Below are 16,454 nucleotides of genomic sequence, written 5' to 3'. Positions count from 1 at the left end.
GCTGGCTTGCCTGCGATAGCGGTGTTGGATTCACCACCGGCATCGCAGGCAAGCCAGCTCCCACATTGATAGGGTTCCAGCTTCAACTCTGTTTGGGGTCAGGCTTTAGGTGCCGCGATGCCTTGGCCCATCTGCACAGGAGTGCCTGCCGCCAACTCCTCAGCCCACTTCACCTGATCCGGCCCGAACAGCACAATCGCAGTCGAACCCAGCTTGAAGCGACCCAGCTCCGCACCTTTTTCCAAATGGATCGGCGCACGCGCTGCTTCGTCGTAGCGGAAGGTTTTCAGCTCACGTTTTGGCGGCGTCACCAAGCCAGCCCACACGGTTTCAATCGACGCGACGATCATCGCACCCACCAACACCACGGCCATCGGGCCGCGTTCAGTGTCGAAAATGCAGGCCACACGTTCATTGCGTGCGAACAGCTCCGGTACGTTTTCCGCAGTGGTCTGGTTCACCGAGAAGATGCGCCCCGGAATGTAGATCATCTCGCGCAGGGTACCGGCCAGTGGCATGTGCACGCGGTGGTAGTCCTTCGGCGACAAGTAAACCGTTGCGAAGTCGCCGCCCATGAACGGCGCTGCCACGGCGGAATCGCCACCCAGCAGTTCCAGCACGCTGAAACTGTGGCCCTTGGCCTGGAACACGCGACCATGTTCGATCGGGCCCAGTTGGCTGACCGCGCCATCGGCAGGGCTCAGCACCGCGCCAGGGGTTTGGTCCAGCGGGCGGGCGCCGTCTTTCAGGGCACGGGTGAAGAACGCGTTGAAGTGCTCGTAGGCGGTCACGTCTTCAACCAGGGCCTGGGACATGTCCACTTGATAACGCTTGGCGAACCACGTGGTGAAGGCGTTCTTGAACCAACGCACACGGCACTCGGCAACGCAGCCGGCCAGGCGCGACAGCAAGTGGTGTGGCAGCAAGTACTGGCTGAGGATGAACAACTGCTTTTTCATTGACTGTCCTTTAAACCTTAAATCTCAACGGGGGTGTCGGGGTGGTTGCCCCATTCGCCCCAGGAACCGGCATAACCTTTGACTCGCGGATAACCGAGCGCCTTGGCCACCAGGTAGGTGAAGCCAGAGCGGTGGTGAGTCTGGCAGTGGGTGATGATTTCTTTGTCTTTGGTCAACCCGAGGTCTTCGAGGATCTGCGGCATGTCACGGCGGATGCGCAGGTTGCGCGCCTTGTCCATGCCAGCGGTCCATTCGAAGTTCACGGCGCCGGGGATGTGCCCGCCTTTGGCCGCGAGCACCTTTTCACCGGAATATTCCAGCGGGCCGCGTGCGTCCCAGATACCCAAGTCAGCAGCGCCGAGGCGGCTTTGCAGGTATTCGCGGGTAGCCGTTGGGCCGTCATGCAGTGTGAGGCTGACCGGGCCACCGACAGGAACGGGCACCTCGGTGGAGACCGGGTGTTTTTCTTCCAGCCAGGCCAGCAGGCCGCCGTCGAGGTAGTGGTATTTCTGGTGGCCGATCACGTCGAGCATCCAGATAAAGCGACCGGCCCAGCCGCCACCTTCGTCGTCGTAGACCACGTAGGTCGCGTCGGGGGTGTGGCCCAGTTCGCCGAAGAGTTTTTCAAGGTCAGCCTTGTGCGGCAGCAGGCCGGGGGCTGGCGGCTGGCCCAGTTGGGTGCGCTTGGGGTCAACGAAATGCGCGCCGGGGATATGCCCTTCGGCGTAGCGGGCGGCACTGGTGAGGTCCACCAGAATCAGGTGTTCGGCATCGAGGCGACCGACGAGGTCGCTGGATTCGATCACCAGCGGCAAGCCAGAGAAGTCAGGCATGTGAGGTCTCCTGGGCACAAATGTTGGCGATAAAGGACCGCGATTGTAGCGCAAGCATCAGGCGCTGCGGTTGGTAAAGCAGTGCAGGGCTTTTTCGATGCATTGGGCGGTTTTGCCGAAGGCCTGCACGGTGGTTTCCGAGAACGGTCCGCCACCTTGGTCGGCCACCATCAGCATCACCACTTTGCCGTTGCAACTCAGGGAACGCAGCAGCAGGTGTTCGCCGTTGAACAGGCGGCGCAGGATCGGCGGCAGCAGTGCGGAGAACTGCGCGTGATTGTCCGGGTTGAGGCGCACTTGGGCGGACTTTTCCAGCAAGCGCTGCAATAGCGTGCTGTTGACCACATCCAGGCTCAAGTTGGCAGCGTCCTTCGGCAGCCCGTCGACCTGATGCACGCGCAAGGTGCTCTGGGCGCGATCGGTCATCAGCAGCATGACCCGCTGCATGCCGCTGGCCACCAAGGCTTCCTTGGCGCAGGTAGTCAGGTGCATGGCGTTGGCGAAGCGGCTGGGTTCTACCAGCAGCTCGGTGCAGCGCTTGCGCCAGATGGCCAGGGCTTCGGCGGTGGGCGGGGGTGCAGGCAGCAGGCCGCGATGAATCTTTTGCACATGCCACGGCCAGATCAGCGACAGCGCGGGGTGCCAAAGGTCGGGCATCACGGTGGTGCGCGCGCTGGTCACGGCTTGCTGGTGAACCTGTTGCTGCACTTCACCCAGTGGCTGTTGCAGGTACAGGGCGGTCAGGTATTGCCAGCGTTCGGTGTGCGGGCAGGTCCAGGACTCTTGGGCTGACATTGCCAAGCCGTTTGCCAGTAGCACCGTATTGGCGGGCTGGTTCAGCCAGCGGCGCAGGTTGGGTTCGGCATCGAGCAATTGCTGGTGGCGCAGTGGATCGTCTTCGCGGGCGATATGCAGCGCCTTGACCAGCAGGCGCTGTTCGTTCAGCAGCAGGTTATAGCCCTGGGATACCCAGATCGGCAGGTGCCAGGCCTCGGTCAGGCCCACGCACAAATCTAGCAGGCGTACGCCGAACAGTTCTTGCTCGACCTCGCGCGCCGACTGGCCCTTGTGGATAACCCGCAATTCCCACTCTTCGAGGAGCTTGGGATAGGCCACCGCCATCGGCCACAGTGGCGACAAGAACAGGAGGCTGCCCCAGTGAATGTCTTGCCACAGGCGCGCCAGGCGACTGCCGAACAAACCGTTGGCTTGCTGCGAGGCATGCTGGCTCACCAGCAATAGCTGGCGCAGCGCTACGGGAATTTCTTGGGCCGGCACTGAGGGCAGGCGCGCCAGCAGTTCTTCGGCCCGCTTTAGGCCTAGTCGATTGAGCGCTACTTCAAGGTTTTCCGCTGGCTCCGCCAGGCTGCCTTGAGTGTGGCTATTGGCCTCACGCATCACACTGAGTACCAGCGCCGGGCTGTTTTGCATCAGCTCGGCAATATCTCGTAATGAGCTGCGGTTATCGCGGATGGCTCTGCTTACGCGGTCGTGGCTGGCCTGGGGCACAGGCAGCAACACATCGTCCAGGCGCTTGATCCAAGCGGCGAGAGAGAAAGGTCTTACAGATGGGACTGTCGTTTCATTAGCCATGGTAGGGGCGCGATCATCACTTGCGGTCAACACGCCCGGAACGGGCCGAACTGGCTTTTCGCCTTAACGGGCTATAGTCTGGCGCAGTTTTGCCGATAAGTAGAACAAGAGTTTTTCAGTTCCCCCAAATATGTCCATGAACCCGACGGCGCAAGTACTCATCTCCTATGGCTAAAATTATCGGCATCATCGTCGTCTTCGCAAGCGTGCTCGGCGGGTACGTCCTGTCCCACGGTAAAATTGCTGCGCTGATCCAGCCCTTCGAGGTGATGATCATCGGTGGTGCGGCACTGGGTGCGTTCCTGCAGGCGAACCCCGGCTACATGACCATGCACGTGATCAAGAAGTCGCTGGGCATGTTCGGCTCGCGCTTCACCCACACCTTCTATCTAGAGGTGCTGGGCCTGGTCTACGAGATCCTCAATAAGAGCCGCCGCGAAGGCATGATGGCCATTGAGGCTGACATTGAAGACGCCGCCGCCAGCCCGATTTTCGCCAAGTACCCGGCCGTGCTCAAAGATGAGCGCATGACCGCCTACATCTGTGACTACCTGCGCATCATGTCCTCCGGCAACATGGCCCCCCATGAGCTGGAAGGCCTGTTCGACATGGAACTGTTCAGCCTTAAAGAAGAATTGGAACACCCGTCTCACGCCGTAACCGGTATTGCCGACGGCATGCCCGGCTTCGGTATCGTGGCGGCGGTACTCGGTATCGTGGTGACCATGGCCTCCCTCGGTGAGGGCGACCAGGCAGCCATCGGTATGCACGTAGGTGCGGCGCTGGTGGGTACCTTCTTCGGTATTCTCGCGGCCTACGGCTTCTTTGGTCCGCTGGCGACCTCCCTGGCGCATGACGCCAAGGAAGAAATCAACCTGTACGAATCGATCAAGGCCAGCCTGGTAGCCTCCGCTTCCGGCATGCCACCGTCGTTGGCGGTGGAGTTCGGTCGCAAAGTGTTGTACCCGAAACATCGCCCAAGCTTCGCCGAGCTGGAACAAGCGGTTCGCGGTCGCTAAGCCATGGAAAACAACCAGCCGATAATCATCAAGCGCGTCAAGCGCTTCGCTGCGGGGCACCATGGTGGCGCCTGGAAAATCGCCTTCGCCGACTTTGCGACGGCGATGATGGCGTTCTTCCTGGTGTTGTGGCTGATGTCCACCGCCACCCCGGAACAGAAGATCGCCATCGCCGGCTACTTCAAAGACCCGATTGGTTTCTCGGAGAGCGGTACACCCTTTGTGATCGACCTCGGCGGTTCGCCGCAGTTGTCGCCTGAGCGCACCATCAACCCGGAAATCAAGACTGAAGCGCCCCAGGAAAAAATCCCGATCGAGCGCGACACCGTCGAGGCCATGGCTGAGCAAGTCGAGCAGGAACGCCTGGAGCTGCTATTGCAAGAGTTGCAGACCAAGGTCGAGGAAAACCCGCAACTGCTGAAGTTCAAGGATCAGATTTCGTTTGAAATCACGCCTGAAGGCTTGCGCATCCAGATCACCGACGCCGCCAACCGGCCGATGTTCGATTCTGGCAGTGCGCGCCTGAAGCCGTACTTCGAAGACATCCTGCTGGCCATGGCCGACACCATCAAGGCGGTGCCGAACAAGATCAGCATCAGTGGCCACACCGACGCCAAGCCTTATGCGGGCCAGGGCGACTTCGGCAACTGGGAACTCTCGGCCAACCGCGCCAACGCCGCACGCCGCGCGCTGGTAGCGGGCAGCTATCCTGATCCGCAAGTGGCGCGGGTGGTGGGGTTTGCGTCCTCGCAGCTGTTTGATCATGCGGACCCTTACAACCCGGTCAACCGTCGAATCGATATCGTAGTGCTGACCAAAAAGGCCCAGCGTGCCATCGAGGGTGATCAACCGCCGCCGGCACCGACCCCAGGTGCAGGTGCGCCAGGTGAAGTGCCAGCCGACCCGAACGCCATTCCGCCAGGCCAGGAACCACTGCCGGCTCATGAGCTGCGGCAGAAGCTGAACCTGTTTGATGATGGTGGGATGAAAGATCCTACGGCGCCTAAGACGGGTTCCTAAACTGCACATACAACAAGGCCGCGATCATCGCGGCCTTGTTGTTTCTACTGTGTAGGAGCGAGCTTGCTCGCACCTACACGGGGTAAGTCAGTAACTGCTCTCTGGCAAGCTCGCAATAATTGACCGATAGCTGTTCATCCGTTGCTGCTGCACGCGCCCATCTTCCAAGGCCTTGAGCAATGCACAACCCGGCTCGCGGTCATGTTTGCAGTCGCGGAAGCGGCAGGTGCCGATCAGGTCGTTGAACTCGATAAAGCCCGCTTCCACATCGCTGCGGCTGACGTGGCCGAGGCCGAATTCACGAATGCCCGGGGAGTCGATCAGCTCGCCGCCGCCGGGGAAGTGAAACAGCCGCGCGGTGGTGGTGGTGTGAGTGCCCTGGCCGGACAGTTCCGACAGCGGGCCTACGCGGGTTTCGACTTCCGGTAGCAGGCTGTTGACCAGCGAGGACTTGCCCACGCCGGACTGGCCGACAAATACGCTGATGCGCCCGTCCAACTGCTGTTGCAGTTGTTCCATGCCATTACCGTGATGGGCCGACACCTCCAGCACCGGGTAACCCAGGGTGCGGTACACCGCCAGCAACGCGTTGAGCGCCGGGGCGTTCTGCTCGTCGATCAGGTCGAATTTGTTCAGCAGCAACAACGGGCGAATGCCAGCATGTTCGGCTGCCACGAGGTAGCGGTCGATCAGGTTGGCATGAGGCTCGGGCAGCGGCGCGAACACGATCACGATCATGTCGACGTTGGCCGCCACCGGCTTGAGCTGGCCCCGGCTGTCGGGGCGGCGCAGTTCGGTGGTGCGCGGCAATTGGGCGACGATCACGCCGATGCCCTGGTTACCCGCGCGCCATACCACCTGGTCGCCGGTGACCAGCGCAGGCAGGTTGGCCCGCAAGTGGCAGCGGAACACCTGGCCTGCGAGTTCGCCTTCCAGCGCCTCGACTTCAACCTGCACGCCAAAGTGCGCGATCACCAGGCCTGTTTGTTCAGGCCCCAGGTCGCCGCCCTCAAGCGCTTCCACGGCGGAGGATTCACGTTTGGCGGCGCGAGCGGCGCGTTCACCCTGAATCTTTTCGATGCGCCAGTTTTGGCGACGATTGAGCTGGCGTTTGGCCATTGGTGTTCCGTGTCGATAATGCAAAGGTTAGGTAAAACGGTCGCGAGTCTAGCACGCCCCTGCCTGCTAAACTGCGCAGCTACGCCAAGGTGCCAAGAGAATCAAGCCATGCAAAACCCACAGAACCTGATTTGGATCGATCTGGAAATGACCGGTCTGAACCCTGACACCGACGTCATCATCGAGATGGCCACGATTGTCACCGACAGCAACCTCAATACCTTGGCCGAAGGTCCAGTGATCGCCATCCACCACAGCGACGCCGTGCTCGCCACCATGGATGAGTGGAACACCCGCACCCACGGTAATTCCGGCCTGACCCAGCGCGTGCGTGACAGCCGTATCAGCATGGCCGAGGCCGAGGCCGAAACCATCGCTTTCCTGGAGAAATGGGTGCCAAAGGGCAAGTCGCCGATCTGTGGTAACAGCATCTGCCAGGATCGCCGCTTCCTCTATACCCATATGAAAGGGCTGGAAAGCTACTTCCACTACCGCAATCTGGATGTGTCCACGCTCAAGGAGTTGGCTGCGCGTTGGGCGCCGGAAGTCAAAGACAGCTTCCATAAAGGCAGTACGCACTTGGCGCTGGATGATATTCGCGAGTCGATTGCCGAGTTGCAGCATTACCGTAAGCACTTCATCAAGGCTTGATTAAGCGGCGCCTGGCCTTACGCCTTCGCGAGCAAGCCCGCTCCCACACTTGACCGCGTTTCGCCAGGATAAACGCGGTCAAGTGTGGGAGCGGGCTTGCTCGCGAAGGGCGCGACTCGGTCTTTCGCCTAGCGCCCCCTTTTGGTGCCCTCACCAAATGATTAGACTGCCGGCCTAATCGCAAGGATCGCCATCATGCTGTTGATGCTCTACCTCATCGCCATCACCGCCGAAGCCATGACGGGCGCGCTGTCCGCTGGGCGGCGCGGTATGGACTGGTTTGGCGTAGTGCTGATCGCCTGCGTGACGGCGCTGGGCGGCGGTTCGGTGCGCGATGTACTGCTGGGGCACTACCCGTTGACCTGGGTCAAACACCCGGAATACCTGGTGTTGACCTCTATCGCGGCGCTGGTGACGATCTTTATTGCCCCGTTGATGCGCCGCTTGCGCTCGCTGTTCCTGGCGCTCGACGCCGTGGGCCTGGTGGCGTTCACCCTGATCGGCTGCATGACCGCGCTAGAGATGGGCCACGGCATGCTGGTGGCTTCGGTCAGTGGGGTGATCACTGGGGTATTTGGCGGCATCCTGCGGGATATCTTCTGCAACGACATTCCGCTGATCTTCCGCCGTGAGCTTTACGCCAGCGTGTCGTTCCTCGCCGCCTGGTTCTACATGTTGTGTCTCTACCTCGAATTGCCCAGTGAACAATCGATTCTGCTGACCCTGTTCAGCGGCTTTCTATTGCGTCTGCTGGCGATCCGCTTTCACTTGGAAATGCCCAAGTTCGTCTACAACGACGACGTGCACTAGCGAGTGGCGTGTTGGTTCAGTGCCCACTCGACGTGTTCGCGTACCAGTTCAGAAGGGTAATCCCTACGCGCCTTCAAGGCTTCCAGCACGGGGATGCTTGACGGCGCGTTGCCCAAACCGACTGCCAGGTTGCGCAGCCAGCGCTCATAACCGGCGCGACGCAGGGGCGAGCCCTCGGTGCTGCTGAGGAATTTATCTTCGTCCCACATGAACAGCTCGGCCAGCTCGGCGTTGTCCAAGTTGTGCCGTGGCTTGAAATCGCTTTCGGCGGTAGCGCGAGCGAAACGATTCCACGGGCACACGATCTGACAGTCATCGCAGCCGAACACCCGGTTGCCGATGAGTGGGCGCAAGTCTTCCGGGATCGCGCTCTTGAGCTCGATGGTCAGGTACGAAATGCAGCGCCGGGCGTCCAGCACATACGGGCCGACGAAGGCATTGGTGGGGCAGATGTCCAGGCACGCGGTGCAGCGGCCGCAGTGTTCGGTGCTGTGGGGGGCGTCCACTGGCAGTGGCAAGTCGACAAACAGCTCACTCAAAAAGAAATAGCTGCCAGCCTTGCGATTGAGCACCAGGGTATTTTTGCCGATCCAGCCCAGGCCGGCCTGTTCGGCGATGGCTTTTTCCAGCACCGGTGCGCTGTCGACAAACGCGCGAAAGCCGAATGGGCCGATCTGTGCCTGGATGCGGTCGGCCAGTTGCTGCACGCGCTTGCGGATCAGTTTGTGATAGTCGCGGCCCAGGGCGTAGCGCGAGATGTAGGCCTTCTCCGGTTTGGCCAGCAACTGGGCCATTTGCGTGTCACCCGGGAGGTAGTCCATGCGTAGCGAGACCACGCGCAAGGTGCCGGGCACCAGCTCGTCCGGGTGCGAACGTTTGCTGCCGTGGGCGCCCATGTATTCCATCTCGCCGTGGTAGCCCGCGTCGAGCCAGCGTTGCAAGTGCTGTTCATGCTCGGCCAGGTCCAGGCCGCTGATGCCGACTTGTTGAAAGCCCAGTTCGCGACCCCAGTCTTTGATCGATTGGGCGAGGGTGGGCAGATCGGACGTAATAGCAGGCATGAGACACGGGAAACCACAGGTTAGATGCGTATAATTCTGCCAGACATCGGAGCTTGAAGACGCATGCCGCAGACAAAACACGAAATTCCCGACGTTCAACCGTTGCTGCACGGTCATTTGCCGCAGCTGGTTGCCCGTTCCCCGGACGCTCACAAAGGCCAGTTCGGCCATCTATTGGTCATCGGCGGTGATCGCGGCTTTGGCGGCGCCGCGCTGCTGAGCGCCGAGAGCGCCTTGCGCAGTGGGGCCGGCATGGTTTCCCTGGCGACGCGCGTTGAGCATGTGCCACCTGCGCTGGCCCGTTTGCCAGAGGTCATGACCGTGGGCGTGAGCTCGGCCAACCAGTTGATGGGGTTGCTCGAAAAAATATCGGTGATTGTCATCGGTCCGGGGCTCGGTGAGGCCTCGTGGGGCAAAAGCCTGTTATCCGCTGCCGCCAACGCCGGGCAGCCGCAAGTGTGGGATGCCGACGCGCTGAATCAACTGGCCAAGGGCGGTATCAGCCTGCCGGCCAACTCGGTGATTACGCCGCATCCAGGTGAGGCCGCCCGTTTGATGGGCATCTCGACAGCCGAAGTTCAGGCCGATCGCCTTAAGGTGGCGCGCGCGATCAGCCAAAAATTCAATGCAGTGGCTATCCTCAAGGGTGCTGGCAGTTTGATTGCCAGCCCGGACGGGCGTGTTTCGCGATGCGACCAAGGCCATCCGGCGATGGCAACGGCAGGTCTGGGGGATGTCCTGGCCGGCCTGGTGGGTGCCTTGCTCGCCCAAGGCATGCCGGCTTACGAGGCCAGTTGCCTGGCCGTGTGGTTGCACGCCACCGCCGGGGATCGCCAGGGCACCTTTGGTCGCGGGCTGGCGGCCAGTGACCTGATACCTGCCATTCGTCAATTGTTGGAGGAGCAGTCGCCGTGCCTGAAGTAATCCTATTCCTGGCCGATGAAGAGGCCATGGTGGCGTTCGGTCATCGCATTGCTCAGGTCACGGCCGGAACGGGGCTGATCTTTCTCGAAGGTGACCTGGGGGCGGGCAAGACCACGTTGTCCCGGGGAATCATTCGCGGATTGGGCCACACAGGCGCGGTAAAAAGCCCGACGTTTACCCTGGTAGAACCCTACGAGATTGGCGGCGTTCGCGCCTTTCACTTCGACCTCTATCGCCTGGTAGACCCCGAAGAGCTGGAGTACATGGGCATCCGTGATTACTTCGATGAAGATGCGTTGTGCCTGATCGAGTGGCCAGATAAAGGCACAGGCTTTTTGCCAAAGCCGGACCTGACCATTACCATTACGCCGCATGAATCAGGACGTCAGCTGAAGTTGTTGCCCCAGGGCGCGCGAGGCCAGTCGTGGTGCGCCGCTTTGGCATTGGAATTCAAATAATTGGTGGGGTTAGGTATGCGCTTTCGCGCGTTGGTTGCTGTCGTAGGGGTGTTGCTTGCGGCAATGACTGTCAATGCTCTGGCTGCTTCACAGGTGAAGAGTGTTCGCCTGTGGCGAGCGCCGGATAACACGCGACTGGTGTTCGACCTGTCTGGCCCGGTCCAGCACAGCGTCTTTACCCTGACGGCGCCTGATCGCCTGGTGATCGACATCAACGGTGCGACCCTGGCCGCGCCGCTTAAAGTGTCCACCGCCAACACGCCGATTACCGCCATGCGCTCGGCCCAACGTACGCCGACCGACCTGCGCGTCGTGATCGACCTGAAAAAGACCGTGACCCCGAAAAGCTTTGTGCTGGCGCCGAACGCCCAGTACGGCAACCGCCTGGTGGTCGACTTGTTTGACAACGCCGCCGATGCCAACCCGCCGCCTGCACCACCATCGCCGCCAAGCGTCGCGACGGTGCCTGCGGTACCGGTCAGCACGTCGCAACCGCAGGTTAAGTTGCCTCCACTGCCGCCGGCACCAGCGGGCAAACGCGACATTATTGTGGTGATCGACGCCGGCCACGGCGGTGAAGACCCAGGTGCCTCCGGCTCCCGTGGCCAGCACGAAAAAGACGTGGTGCTGGCGATTGCCCGTGAGCTGCAGCGCCAGGTCAACGCCATGAAAGGCTATCGCGCTGAGTTGACGCGTACCGGCGACTACTTCATCCCGTTACGCGGCCGTACCGAAATCGCCCGGAAGAAGGGCGCCGACCTGTTCGTATCGATCCACGCCGACGCGGCACCGTCCACCGCTGCATTTGGTGCCTCGGTGTTTGCCCTGTCGGATCGCGGTGCCACCTCCGAGACCGCTCGTTGGTTGGCCGACAGCGAAAACCGTTCCGACTTGATCGGCGGGGCCGGCAACGTATCGCTCGATGACAAGGACAAGATGCTGGCTGGCGTACTGCTCGACCTGTCGATGACCGCTTCGCTGACCTCCAGCCTCAACGTGGGCCAGAAGGTCCTGAGCAATATCGGTCGCGTGACCTCGCTGCACAAACAGCGTGTGGAACAGGCCGGGTTCATGGTGTTGAAGTCGCCGGATATCCCGTCGATCCTGGTGGAAACCGGGTTTATTTCCAACGCCAACGAAGCGTCCAAGCTGGCCAGTGCCAGCCACCAGCAGGCGCTGGCGCGCTCCATCAGCGCCGGGGTCCGGCAGTTCTTCCAGCAGAACCCGCCGCCGGGTACATATATCGCCTGGTTGCGCGACTCCGGCAAGATTGCCCAGGGCCCGCGTGACCATCGCGTGCAGCCCGGCGACACACTGGCCATGCTGGCGGTGCGTTTCCAGGTCTCGGCGGCTACCTTGCGCAGTGCCAACAACTTGAAAACCGATGAGTTGAAAGTGGGTCAGGTGCTGACCATCCCTGGCACTGAACTGGCGGCGCAGTAATGAGCGAATCCGTATTGAACAACGGCTCGCGCATCGAGCTGCTCAGCCCGCGCCTTGCCAACCAGATCGCTGCAGGCGAGGTGGTTGAGCGTCCGGCATCGGTGATCAAGGAGTTGCTGGAAAACAGCATCGACTCCGGCGCCAAGCGCATTGACGTGGATGTGGAGCAGGGCGGCGTCAAGCTGCTGCGGGTACGTGACGACGGCAGCGGCATCTCCTCCGATGACCTGCCGCTGGCGTTGGCCCGTCACGCCACCAGCAAGATTCGCGACCTGGAAGACCTTGAGCGGGTAATGAGCCTGGGCTTTCGCGGTGAGGCCCTGGCCTCGATCAGCTCCGTGGCACGCCTGACTCTTACCTCCCGCACCCGCAGCGCCGAACAGGCCTGGCAGGTGGAAACCGAAGGTCGCGACATGGCGCCTCGTGTGCAGCCGGCCGCCCATCCGGTGGGCACTTCGGTGGAAGTGCGCGACCTGTTCTTCAACACCCCGGCACGGCGCAAATTCCTCAAAGCCGAAAAAACCGAATTCGATCACCTGCAAGAAGTCATCAAGCGCCTGGCCTTGGCGCGTTTTGACGTGGCGTTTCATCTGCGTCACAACGGCAAGACCATCCTCAGCCTGCACGAGGCCCATGATGATGCCGCGCGGGCGCGCCGTGTCTCGGCTATCTGCGGCTCGGGGTTCCTGGAGCAGGCGCTGCCTATTGAAATCGAACGCAATGGCCTGCGTTTATGGGGTTGGGTTGGTTTGCCGACCTTCTCCCGCAGCCAAGCGGACTTGCAATACTTCTTTGTGAATGGCCGTGCGGTGCGCGACAAACTGGTGGCCCACGCGGTACGCCAGGCGTATCGCGATGTGCTGTTCAACGGGCGTCATCCCACGTTCGTGCTGTTCTTCGAGGTTGACCCGTCGGTGGTCGACGTCAACGTACACCCGACCAAGCATGAGGTGCGCTTCCGTGATGGGCGCATGGTCCACGACTTCCTCTACGGCACCTTGCACCGCGCCTTGGGCGATGTGCGTCCGGATGACCAGCTGTCTGCGCCGATTGTGACGGCAGTGGTGCGGCCAAGTGGCCCGGAGGCTGGCGAGTTTGGGCCTCAGGGCGAGATGAGCCTTGCGGGCAACCTGTTGCAGTCGCCGCAGCCACAGCCTGTTTATACAGCGCCGGGTTCGGGCTCGGGGGCCGGTTACCAGTATCAATACACACCGCGCCCGCAATCGGCGGTTCCGGTGGCGGAGGCCCAGGCGGCCTATCGCGAGTTTTTCGCGCCGCTGCCAGGTGCCCAGCCGGGTGCCGTGGCGTTGCCGGAGGGCGGAGGGGACATTCCGCCCCTGGGTTACGCGCTGGCGCAGCTCAAGGGTATCTACATCCTCGCGGAAAACGCCCACGGCCTGGTGCTGGTAGACATGCACGCCGCCCACGAGCGGATTATGTATGAGCGTTTGAAAATCGCCATGGCCAGCGAAGGCCTCAGCGGCCAGCCACTGTTGGTGCCGGAGTCTTTGGCGGTGAGCCAGCGTGAAGCCGATTGCGCTGAAGAACATGTCAGCGTGTTCCAGAAACTGGGCTTTGAGCTGCAGCGTTTGGGCCCGGAAACCCTGGCCATCCGCCAGATCCCTGCGCTGCTCAAGCAGGCCGAGGCCAACCGCTTAGTCGCCGACGTGCTGGCGGACCTCATGGAGTACGGCACCAGCGACCGCATCCAGGCCCATATCAACGAACTGCTCGGCACCATGGCCTGCCACGGTGCTATTCGCGCCAACCGCCGCCTGGCCCTGCCAGAAATGAATGGCCTGCTGCGCGACATGGAAAACACCGAACGCAGCGGTCAATGCAACCATGGCCGACCGACCTGGACCCAGATGGGCCTGGACGATCTGGACAAACTGTTCTTGCGCGGTCGCTGATGAGTGCCTTGCCCCCCGCGATTTTGTTGATGGGCCCTACGGCCGCTGGCAAGACCGACTTGGCCATCGAGCTGACCAAGGTGTTGCCGTGCGAGCTGATCAGTGTCGACTCTGCCCTGGTTTACCGGGGCATGGATATCGGTACGGCCAAGCCTTCCAAAGCACTGTTGGCGCAATATCCGCACAAGCTGATCGATATCATCGACCCGTCCGAGAGCTATTCGGCCGCCGATTTCCGTACCCATGCGCTGGCCGCCATGGCGGAGATCACCGCACGCGGCAATATTCCGCTGCTGGTGGGCGGTACGATGCTCTATTACAAGGCTTTGCAGGAAGGTCTGGCGGACATGCCGCCAGCCGATGCGCAGGTGCGCGCCGAGCTTGAAGAAGAGGCTGCGCGCCTTGGCTGGCAAGCCCTGCACGACCAGTTGGCCGCCGTGGACCCGGTGTCGGCCGCGCGAATTCATCCCAATGACCCTCAACGCCTCACGCGCGCGTTGGAAGTCTGGCGTGTAAGTGGCCAGACGATGACTGAACATAGGCTGAAACAAACTGCGCAAAGTGCCGACGCAGGCGCATCTGGACAGTCACAATTGCCCTATACTGTGGCGAATCTGGCCATTGCCCCGGCAAATCGCCAGGTGCTGCATGACCGAATTGCACAAAGATTCACAATTATGTTGGAACAGGGGTTCGTGGACGAGGTCGTAGCACTGCGTTCCAGAGGTGACCTGCACCCAGGGTTGCCTTCGATACGTGCTGTAGGCTATCGCCAAGTCTGGGATCATCTGGATGGCAAGCTGTCGTCAGCCGAGATGCAGGAGCGCGGCATCATCGCCACGCGCCAATTGGCGAAGCGCCAGTTCACCTGGCTGCGCAGCTGGAGCGATTTGCACTGGTTGGACAGCCTGGACAGCGACAATCTGTCACGCGCCTTGAAATACTTGGGAACGGTCTCCATATTGAGCTGAGTCCTTGCAATTGCCGTCTATCCTTGGGGGTGTGACGGCCATAAGCTATCTATTTTCCGATTTTTTATTATTGATCCTTAAAGGAGTGCGGCACATGTCAAAAGGGCATTCGCTACAAGACCCTTACTTGAATACTTTACGTAAAGAGAAAGTGGGGGTTTCCATCTACCTGGTCAACGGTATCAAGCTGCAAGGCACGATTGAGTCGTTCGACCAGTTCGTGATCCTGCTGAAAAACACCGTCAGCCAGATGGTTTACAAGCACGCTATCTCGACAGTGGTTCCAGTTCGTCCGATTCGCCTGCCTAGCGCAGCCGGTGACGAAGTGGGTGACGCTGAGCCAGGTAACGCCTGATAGGAGTCTCCTTTGTTCTTTGAGCGCCACGGTGGTGGTGAGCGAGTGATCCTCGTTCACTTGGATGGACAGGACCCTGAGGCGCGCGAAGATCCGCAGGAGTTTCAGGAGTTGGCAAATTCGGCCGGCGCCGAGACCGTTGCGTTTTTTAACGTACCGCGTCATCGGCCAACCGCCAAATTCCTGATTGGCAGCGGCAAGGTCGAGGAGCTTCGCGACCTGGTCCACGCCGAAGAAGCCGATCTGGTGATCTTCAATCACATCCTCACGCCCAGTCAGGAACGTAACCTCGAACGTGTTTTCGAGTGTCGCGTGATCGACCGTACCGGCCTGATTCTCGATATTTTCGCCCAGCGCGCCCGTACCCATGAAGGCAAGCTCCAGGTCGAACTGGCCCAGCTTGACCATATGAGCACCCGGCTGGTCCGCGGCTGGACTCACCTTGAACGTCAGGGTGGCGGTATCGGCATGCGTGGTCCGGGTGAAACCCAGCTTGAAACCGACCGTCGCCTGCTGCGGGTTCGCCTGCGCCAGATCAAGGGTCGCCTGGAAAAAGTCCGCAGCCAGCGTGAGCAATCGCGACGTGGCCGTTCCCGCGCGGATATCCCGACCGTGTCCCTGGTGGGCTATACCAACGCCGGCAAATCCACGCTGTTCAACAACGTGACCAAGTCCGACGTGTACGCGGCCGACCAACTGTTCGCCACCCTCGATCCGACCTTGCGCCGCCTGGACCTGGCCGATCTGGGGCCGATAGTGCTGGCCGACACCGTGGGCTTCATTCGTCACTTGCCGCACAAGCTGGTCGAGGCATTTCGGTCTACGCTCGAAGAGTCGAGCAATTCCGACCTGCTGTTGCACGTGATCGATGCGGCCGAACCGGATCGCATGTTGCAGATTGAACAGGTGATGCTGGTGCTGGGCGAGATTGGTGCCCAGGACTTGCCGATCCTCGAGGTCTATAACAAACTCGATTTGCTTGAAGGCGTTGAGCCACAAATCCAGCGCGACGAGAACGGCAAGCCCCAGCGGGTCTGGTTGTCGGCGCGTGATGGCAGTGGTTTGGAGCTGCTTGAACAAGCCATTGCCGAGTTGCTTGGCAGCGATTTGTTCGTCGGCACCTTGCGCTTGCCCCAGCGTTTTGCTCGACTGCGTGCACAGTTTTTCGAGTTAGGCGCGGTACAGAAAGAAGAACACGACGAAGAAGGTGTCAGCTTGCTGGCCGTTCGATTGCCGCGCTCGGAGCTGAATCGGCTGGTTAGCCGCGAAGGCGTTGTACCGACAGAGTTCATCGAACAACACACTTTGCAATAAAAGCCTCCGAA

16 protein-coding genes are annotated in these 16,454 nt (G+C 61.0%); 11 read left to right on the top strand and 5 right to left on the bottom strand.

All coding sequences use genetic code 11. The annotated features are described in order from the left end of the window. Positions 1 to 98 precede the first annotated feature (98 nt). Genes asd through CFE47_RS24395 form a run of 3 tightly spaced genes read right to left on the bottom strand, consistent with a single transcriptional unit; the run spans position 99 to position 3,385 of the window. Entirely contained in the window at positions 99 to 959 is an 861-nt protein-coding gene (asd, locus tag CFE47_RS24405) for an archaetidylserine decarboxylase (RefSeq protein WP_286840997.1), read from the bottom strand. 17 nt (positions 960 to 976) lie between these two features. Then, positions 977 to 1,792 carry a rhodanese-like domain-containing protein gene (locus CFE47_RS24400; protein ID WP_286840995.1) on the bottom strand — a complete coding sequence of 272 codons (816 nt, stop codon included), beginning with the start codon at positions 1,790 to 1,792 and terminating at the stop codon, positions 977 to 979. 57 nt (positions 1,793 to 1,849) lie between these two features. Further along, complete coding sequence (locus tag CFE47_RS24395; protein WP_286840993.1) at positions 1,850 to 3,385, bottom strand: HDOD domain-containing protein; 1,536 nt, start codon at positions 3,383 to 3,385, stop codon at positions 1,850 to 1,852. 167 nt (positions 3,386 to 3,552) lie between these two features. On the opposite strand from CFE47_RS24395, the gene motA reads away from it, so the two are divergent. Then, the gene (gene motA / locus CFE47_RS24390; protein WP_010213623.1) at positions 3,553 to 4,404 is read left to right on the top strand and encodes a flagellar motor stator protein MotA; all 852 of its coding nucleotides are present in this window, start codon (positions 3,553 to 3,555) and stop codon (positions 4,402 to 4,404) included. Positions 4,405 to 4,407: 3 nt separating this feature from the next. Next, positions 4,408 to 5,424, top strand: a complete 1,017-nt coding sequence (motB, locus tag CFE47_RS24385) for a flagellar motor protein MotB (RefSeq protein ID WP_286840990.1) — start codon at positions 4,408 to 4,410, stop codon at positions 5,422 to 5,424. Between the two features lie 87 nt (positions 5,425 to 5,511). Here the strand turns inward: motB and rsgA are convergent, their stop codons facing one another. Beyond that, positions 5,512 to 6,543 (bottom strand): small ribosomal subunit biogenesis GTPase RsgA, encoded by a 1,032-nt coding sequence (gene rsgA / locus CFE47_RS24380; protein WP_033898469.1) that lies wholly within the window; start codon positions 6,541 to 6,543, stop codon positions 5,512 to 5,514. Positions 6,544 to 6,651: 108 nt separating this feature from the next. On the opposite strand from rsgA, the gene orn reads away from it, so the two are divergent. Next, on the top strand, positions 6,652 to 7,194 hold the full coding sequence (orn, locus tag CFE47_RS24375) for an oligoribonuclease (protein ID WP_003171343.1): 543 nt from the start codon (positions 6,652 to 6,654) through the stop codon (positions 7,192 to 7,194). A 192-nt stretch (positions 7,195 to 7,386) separates the two neighbouring features. Beyond that, positions 7,387 to 8,004, top strand: coding sequence for a trimeric intracellular cation channel family protein (locus tag CFE47_RS24370; RefSeq protein ID WP_286841079.1), 618 nt, complete (start codon positions 7,387 to 7,389; stop codon positions 8,002 to 8,004). On the opposite strand, the gene queG is transcribed toward CFE47_RS24370, so the two are convergent. Next, the gene (gene queG, locus CFE47_RS24365) at positions 8,001 to 9,065 is read right to left on the bottom strand and encodes a tRNA epoxyqueuosine(34) reductase QueG (RefSeq protein WP_286840987.1); all 1,065 of its coding nucleotides are present in this window, start codon (positions 9,063 to 9,065) and stop codon (positions 8,001 to 8,003) included. The two genes, CFE47_RS24370 and queG, sit on opposite strands and share 4 nt — an antisense overlap. 63 nt (positions 9,066 to 9,128) lie before the next feature. Here queG and CFE47_RS24360 point away from each other — a divergent pair, with 63 nt between their 5' ends. The 7 genes from CFE47_RS24360 to hflX all read left to right on the top strand — a co-directional run bounded on the left by CFE47_RS24360 (position 9,129) and on the right by hflX (position 16,443). Continuing rightward, on the top strand, positions 9,129 to 9,989 hold the full coding sequence (locus CFE47_RS24360) for an NAD(P)H-hydrate dehydratase (protein WP_286840985.1): 861 nt from the start codon (positions 9,129 to 9,131) through the stop codon (positions 9,987 to 9,989). After that, positions 9,977 to 10,447 (top strand): tRNA (adenosine(37)-N6)-threonylcarbamoyltransferase complex ATPase subunit type 1 TsaE, encoded by a 471-nt coding sequence (gene tsaE, locus CFE47_RS24355; protein ID WP_286840984.1) that lies wholly within the window; start codon positions 9,977 to 9,979, stop codon positions 10,445 to 10,447. Before CFE47_RS24360 ends, tsaE begins: the two co-directional genes overlap by 13 nt. Before the next feature lie 15 nt (positions 10,448 to 10,462). Beyond that, positions 10,463 to 11,890 carry an N-acetylmuramoyl-L-alanine amidase gene (locus CFE47_RS24350; protein ID WP_286840983.1) on the top strand — a complete coding sequence of 476 codons (1,428 nt, stop codon included), beginning with the start codon at positions 10,463 to 10,465 and terminating at the stop codon, positions 11,888 to 11,890. Further along, the gene (mutL, locus tag CFE47_RS24345; protein ID WP_502695507.1) at positions 11,890 to 13,803 is read left to right on the top strand and encodes a DNA mismatch repair endonuclease MutL; all 1,914 of its coding nucleotides are present in this window, start codon (positions 11,890 to 11,892) and stop codon (positions 13,801 to 13,803) included. The genes CFE47_RS24350 and mutL overlap by 1 nt, the downstream gene beginning before the upstream one ends. Further along, positions 13,803 to 14,774, top strand: a complete 972-nt coding sequence (gene miaA / locus CFE47_RS24340) for a tRNA (adenosine(37)-N6)-dimethylallyltransferase MiaA (protein ID WP_286840982.1) — start codon at positions 13,803 to 13,805, stop codon at positions 14,772 to 14,774. Before mutL ends, miaA begins: the two co-directional genes overlap by 1 nt. A gap of 94 nt (positions 14,775 to 14,868) precedes the next feature. Next, a complete protein-coding gene (gene hfq / locus CFE47_RS24335) occupies positions 14,869 to 15,129 on the top strand; it encodes an RNA chaperone Hfq (protein ID WP_071482778.1) in 261 nt (86 codons plus the stop codon). Positions 15,130 to 15,141: 12 nt separating this feature from the next. Beyond that, positions 15,142 to 16,443 carry a ribosome rescue GTPase HflX gene (gene hflX / locus CFE47_RS24330; RefSeq protein ID WP_185705091.1) on the top strand — a complete coding sequence of 434 codons (1,302 nt, stop codon included), beginning with the start codon at positions 15,142 to 15,144 and terminating at the stop codon, positions 16,441 to 16,443. The last annotated feature ends 11 nt before the right edge of the window (positions 16,444 to 16,454 follow it).

This window comes from Pseudomonas sp. PGPPP1, from assembly GCF_002255865.1.
Taxonomy (GTDB): domain Bacteria; phylum Pseudomonadota; class Gammaproteobacteria; order Pseudomonadales; family Pseudomonadaceae; genus Aquipseudomonas; species Aquipseudomonas cremoris.
The sequence above is the reverse complement of the archived record's forward strand: the minus strand, read 5'-3'. Positions and strand labels throughout refer to the sequence as shown.

Bases quoted from the DNA above. Each gene is read 5' to 3' on its own strand.
- asd (WP_286840997.1), bottom strand. From the start codon at position 959: ATGAAAAAGCAGTTGTTCATCCTCAGCCAGTACTTGCTGCCACACCAC.
- CFE47_RS24400 (WP_286840995.1), bottom strand. From the start codon at position 1,792: ATGCCTGACTTCTCTGGCTTGCCGCTGGTGATCGAATCCAGCGACCTC.
- CFE47_RS24395 (WP_286840993.1), bottom strand. From the start codon at position 3,385: ATGGCTAATGAAACGACAGTCCCATCTGTAAGACCTTTCTCTCTCGCC.
- motA (WP_010213623.1), top strand. From the start codon at position 3,553: ATGGCTAAAATTATCGGCATCATCGTCGTCTTCGCAAGCGTGCTCGGC.
- motB (WP_286840990.1), top strand. From the start codon at position 4,408: ATGGAAAACAACCAGCCGATAATCATCAAGCGCGTCAAGCGCTTCGCT.
- rsgA (WP_033898469.1), bottom strand. From the start codon at position 6,543: ATGGCCAAACGCCAGCTCAATCGTCGCCAAAACTGGCGCATCGAAAAG.
- orn (WP_003171343.1), top strand. From the start codon at position 6,652: ATGCAAAACCCACAGAACCTGATTTGGATCGATCTGGAAATGACCGGT.
- queG (WP_286840987.1), bottom strand. From the start codon at position 9,065: ATGCCTGCTATTACGTCCGATCTGCCCACCCTCGCCCAATCGATCAAA.
- CFE47_RS24360 (WP_286840985.1), top strand. From the start codon at position 9,129: ATGCCGCAGACAAAACACGAAATTCCCGACGTTCAACCGTTGCTGCAC.
- CFE47_RS24350 (WP_286840983.1), top strand. From the start codon at position 10,463: ATGCGCTTTCGCGCGTTGGTTGCTGTCGTAGGGGTGTTGCTTGCGGCA.
- mutL (WP_502695507.1), top strand. From the start codon at position 11,890: ATGAGCGAATCCGTATTGAACAACGGCTCGCGCATCGAGCTGCTCAGC.
- miaA (WP_286840982.1), top strand. From the start codon at position 13,803: ATGAGTGCCTTGCCCCCCGCGATTTTGTTGATGGGCCCTACGGCCGCT.
- hfq (WP_071482778.1), top strand. From the start codon at position 14,869: ATGTCAAAAGGGCATTCGCTACAAGACCCTTACTTGAATACTTTACGT.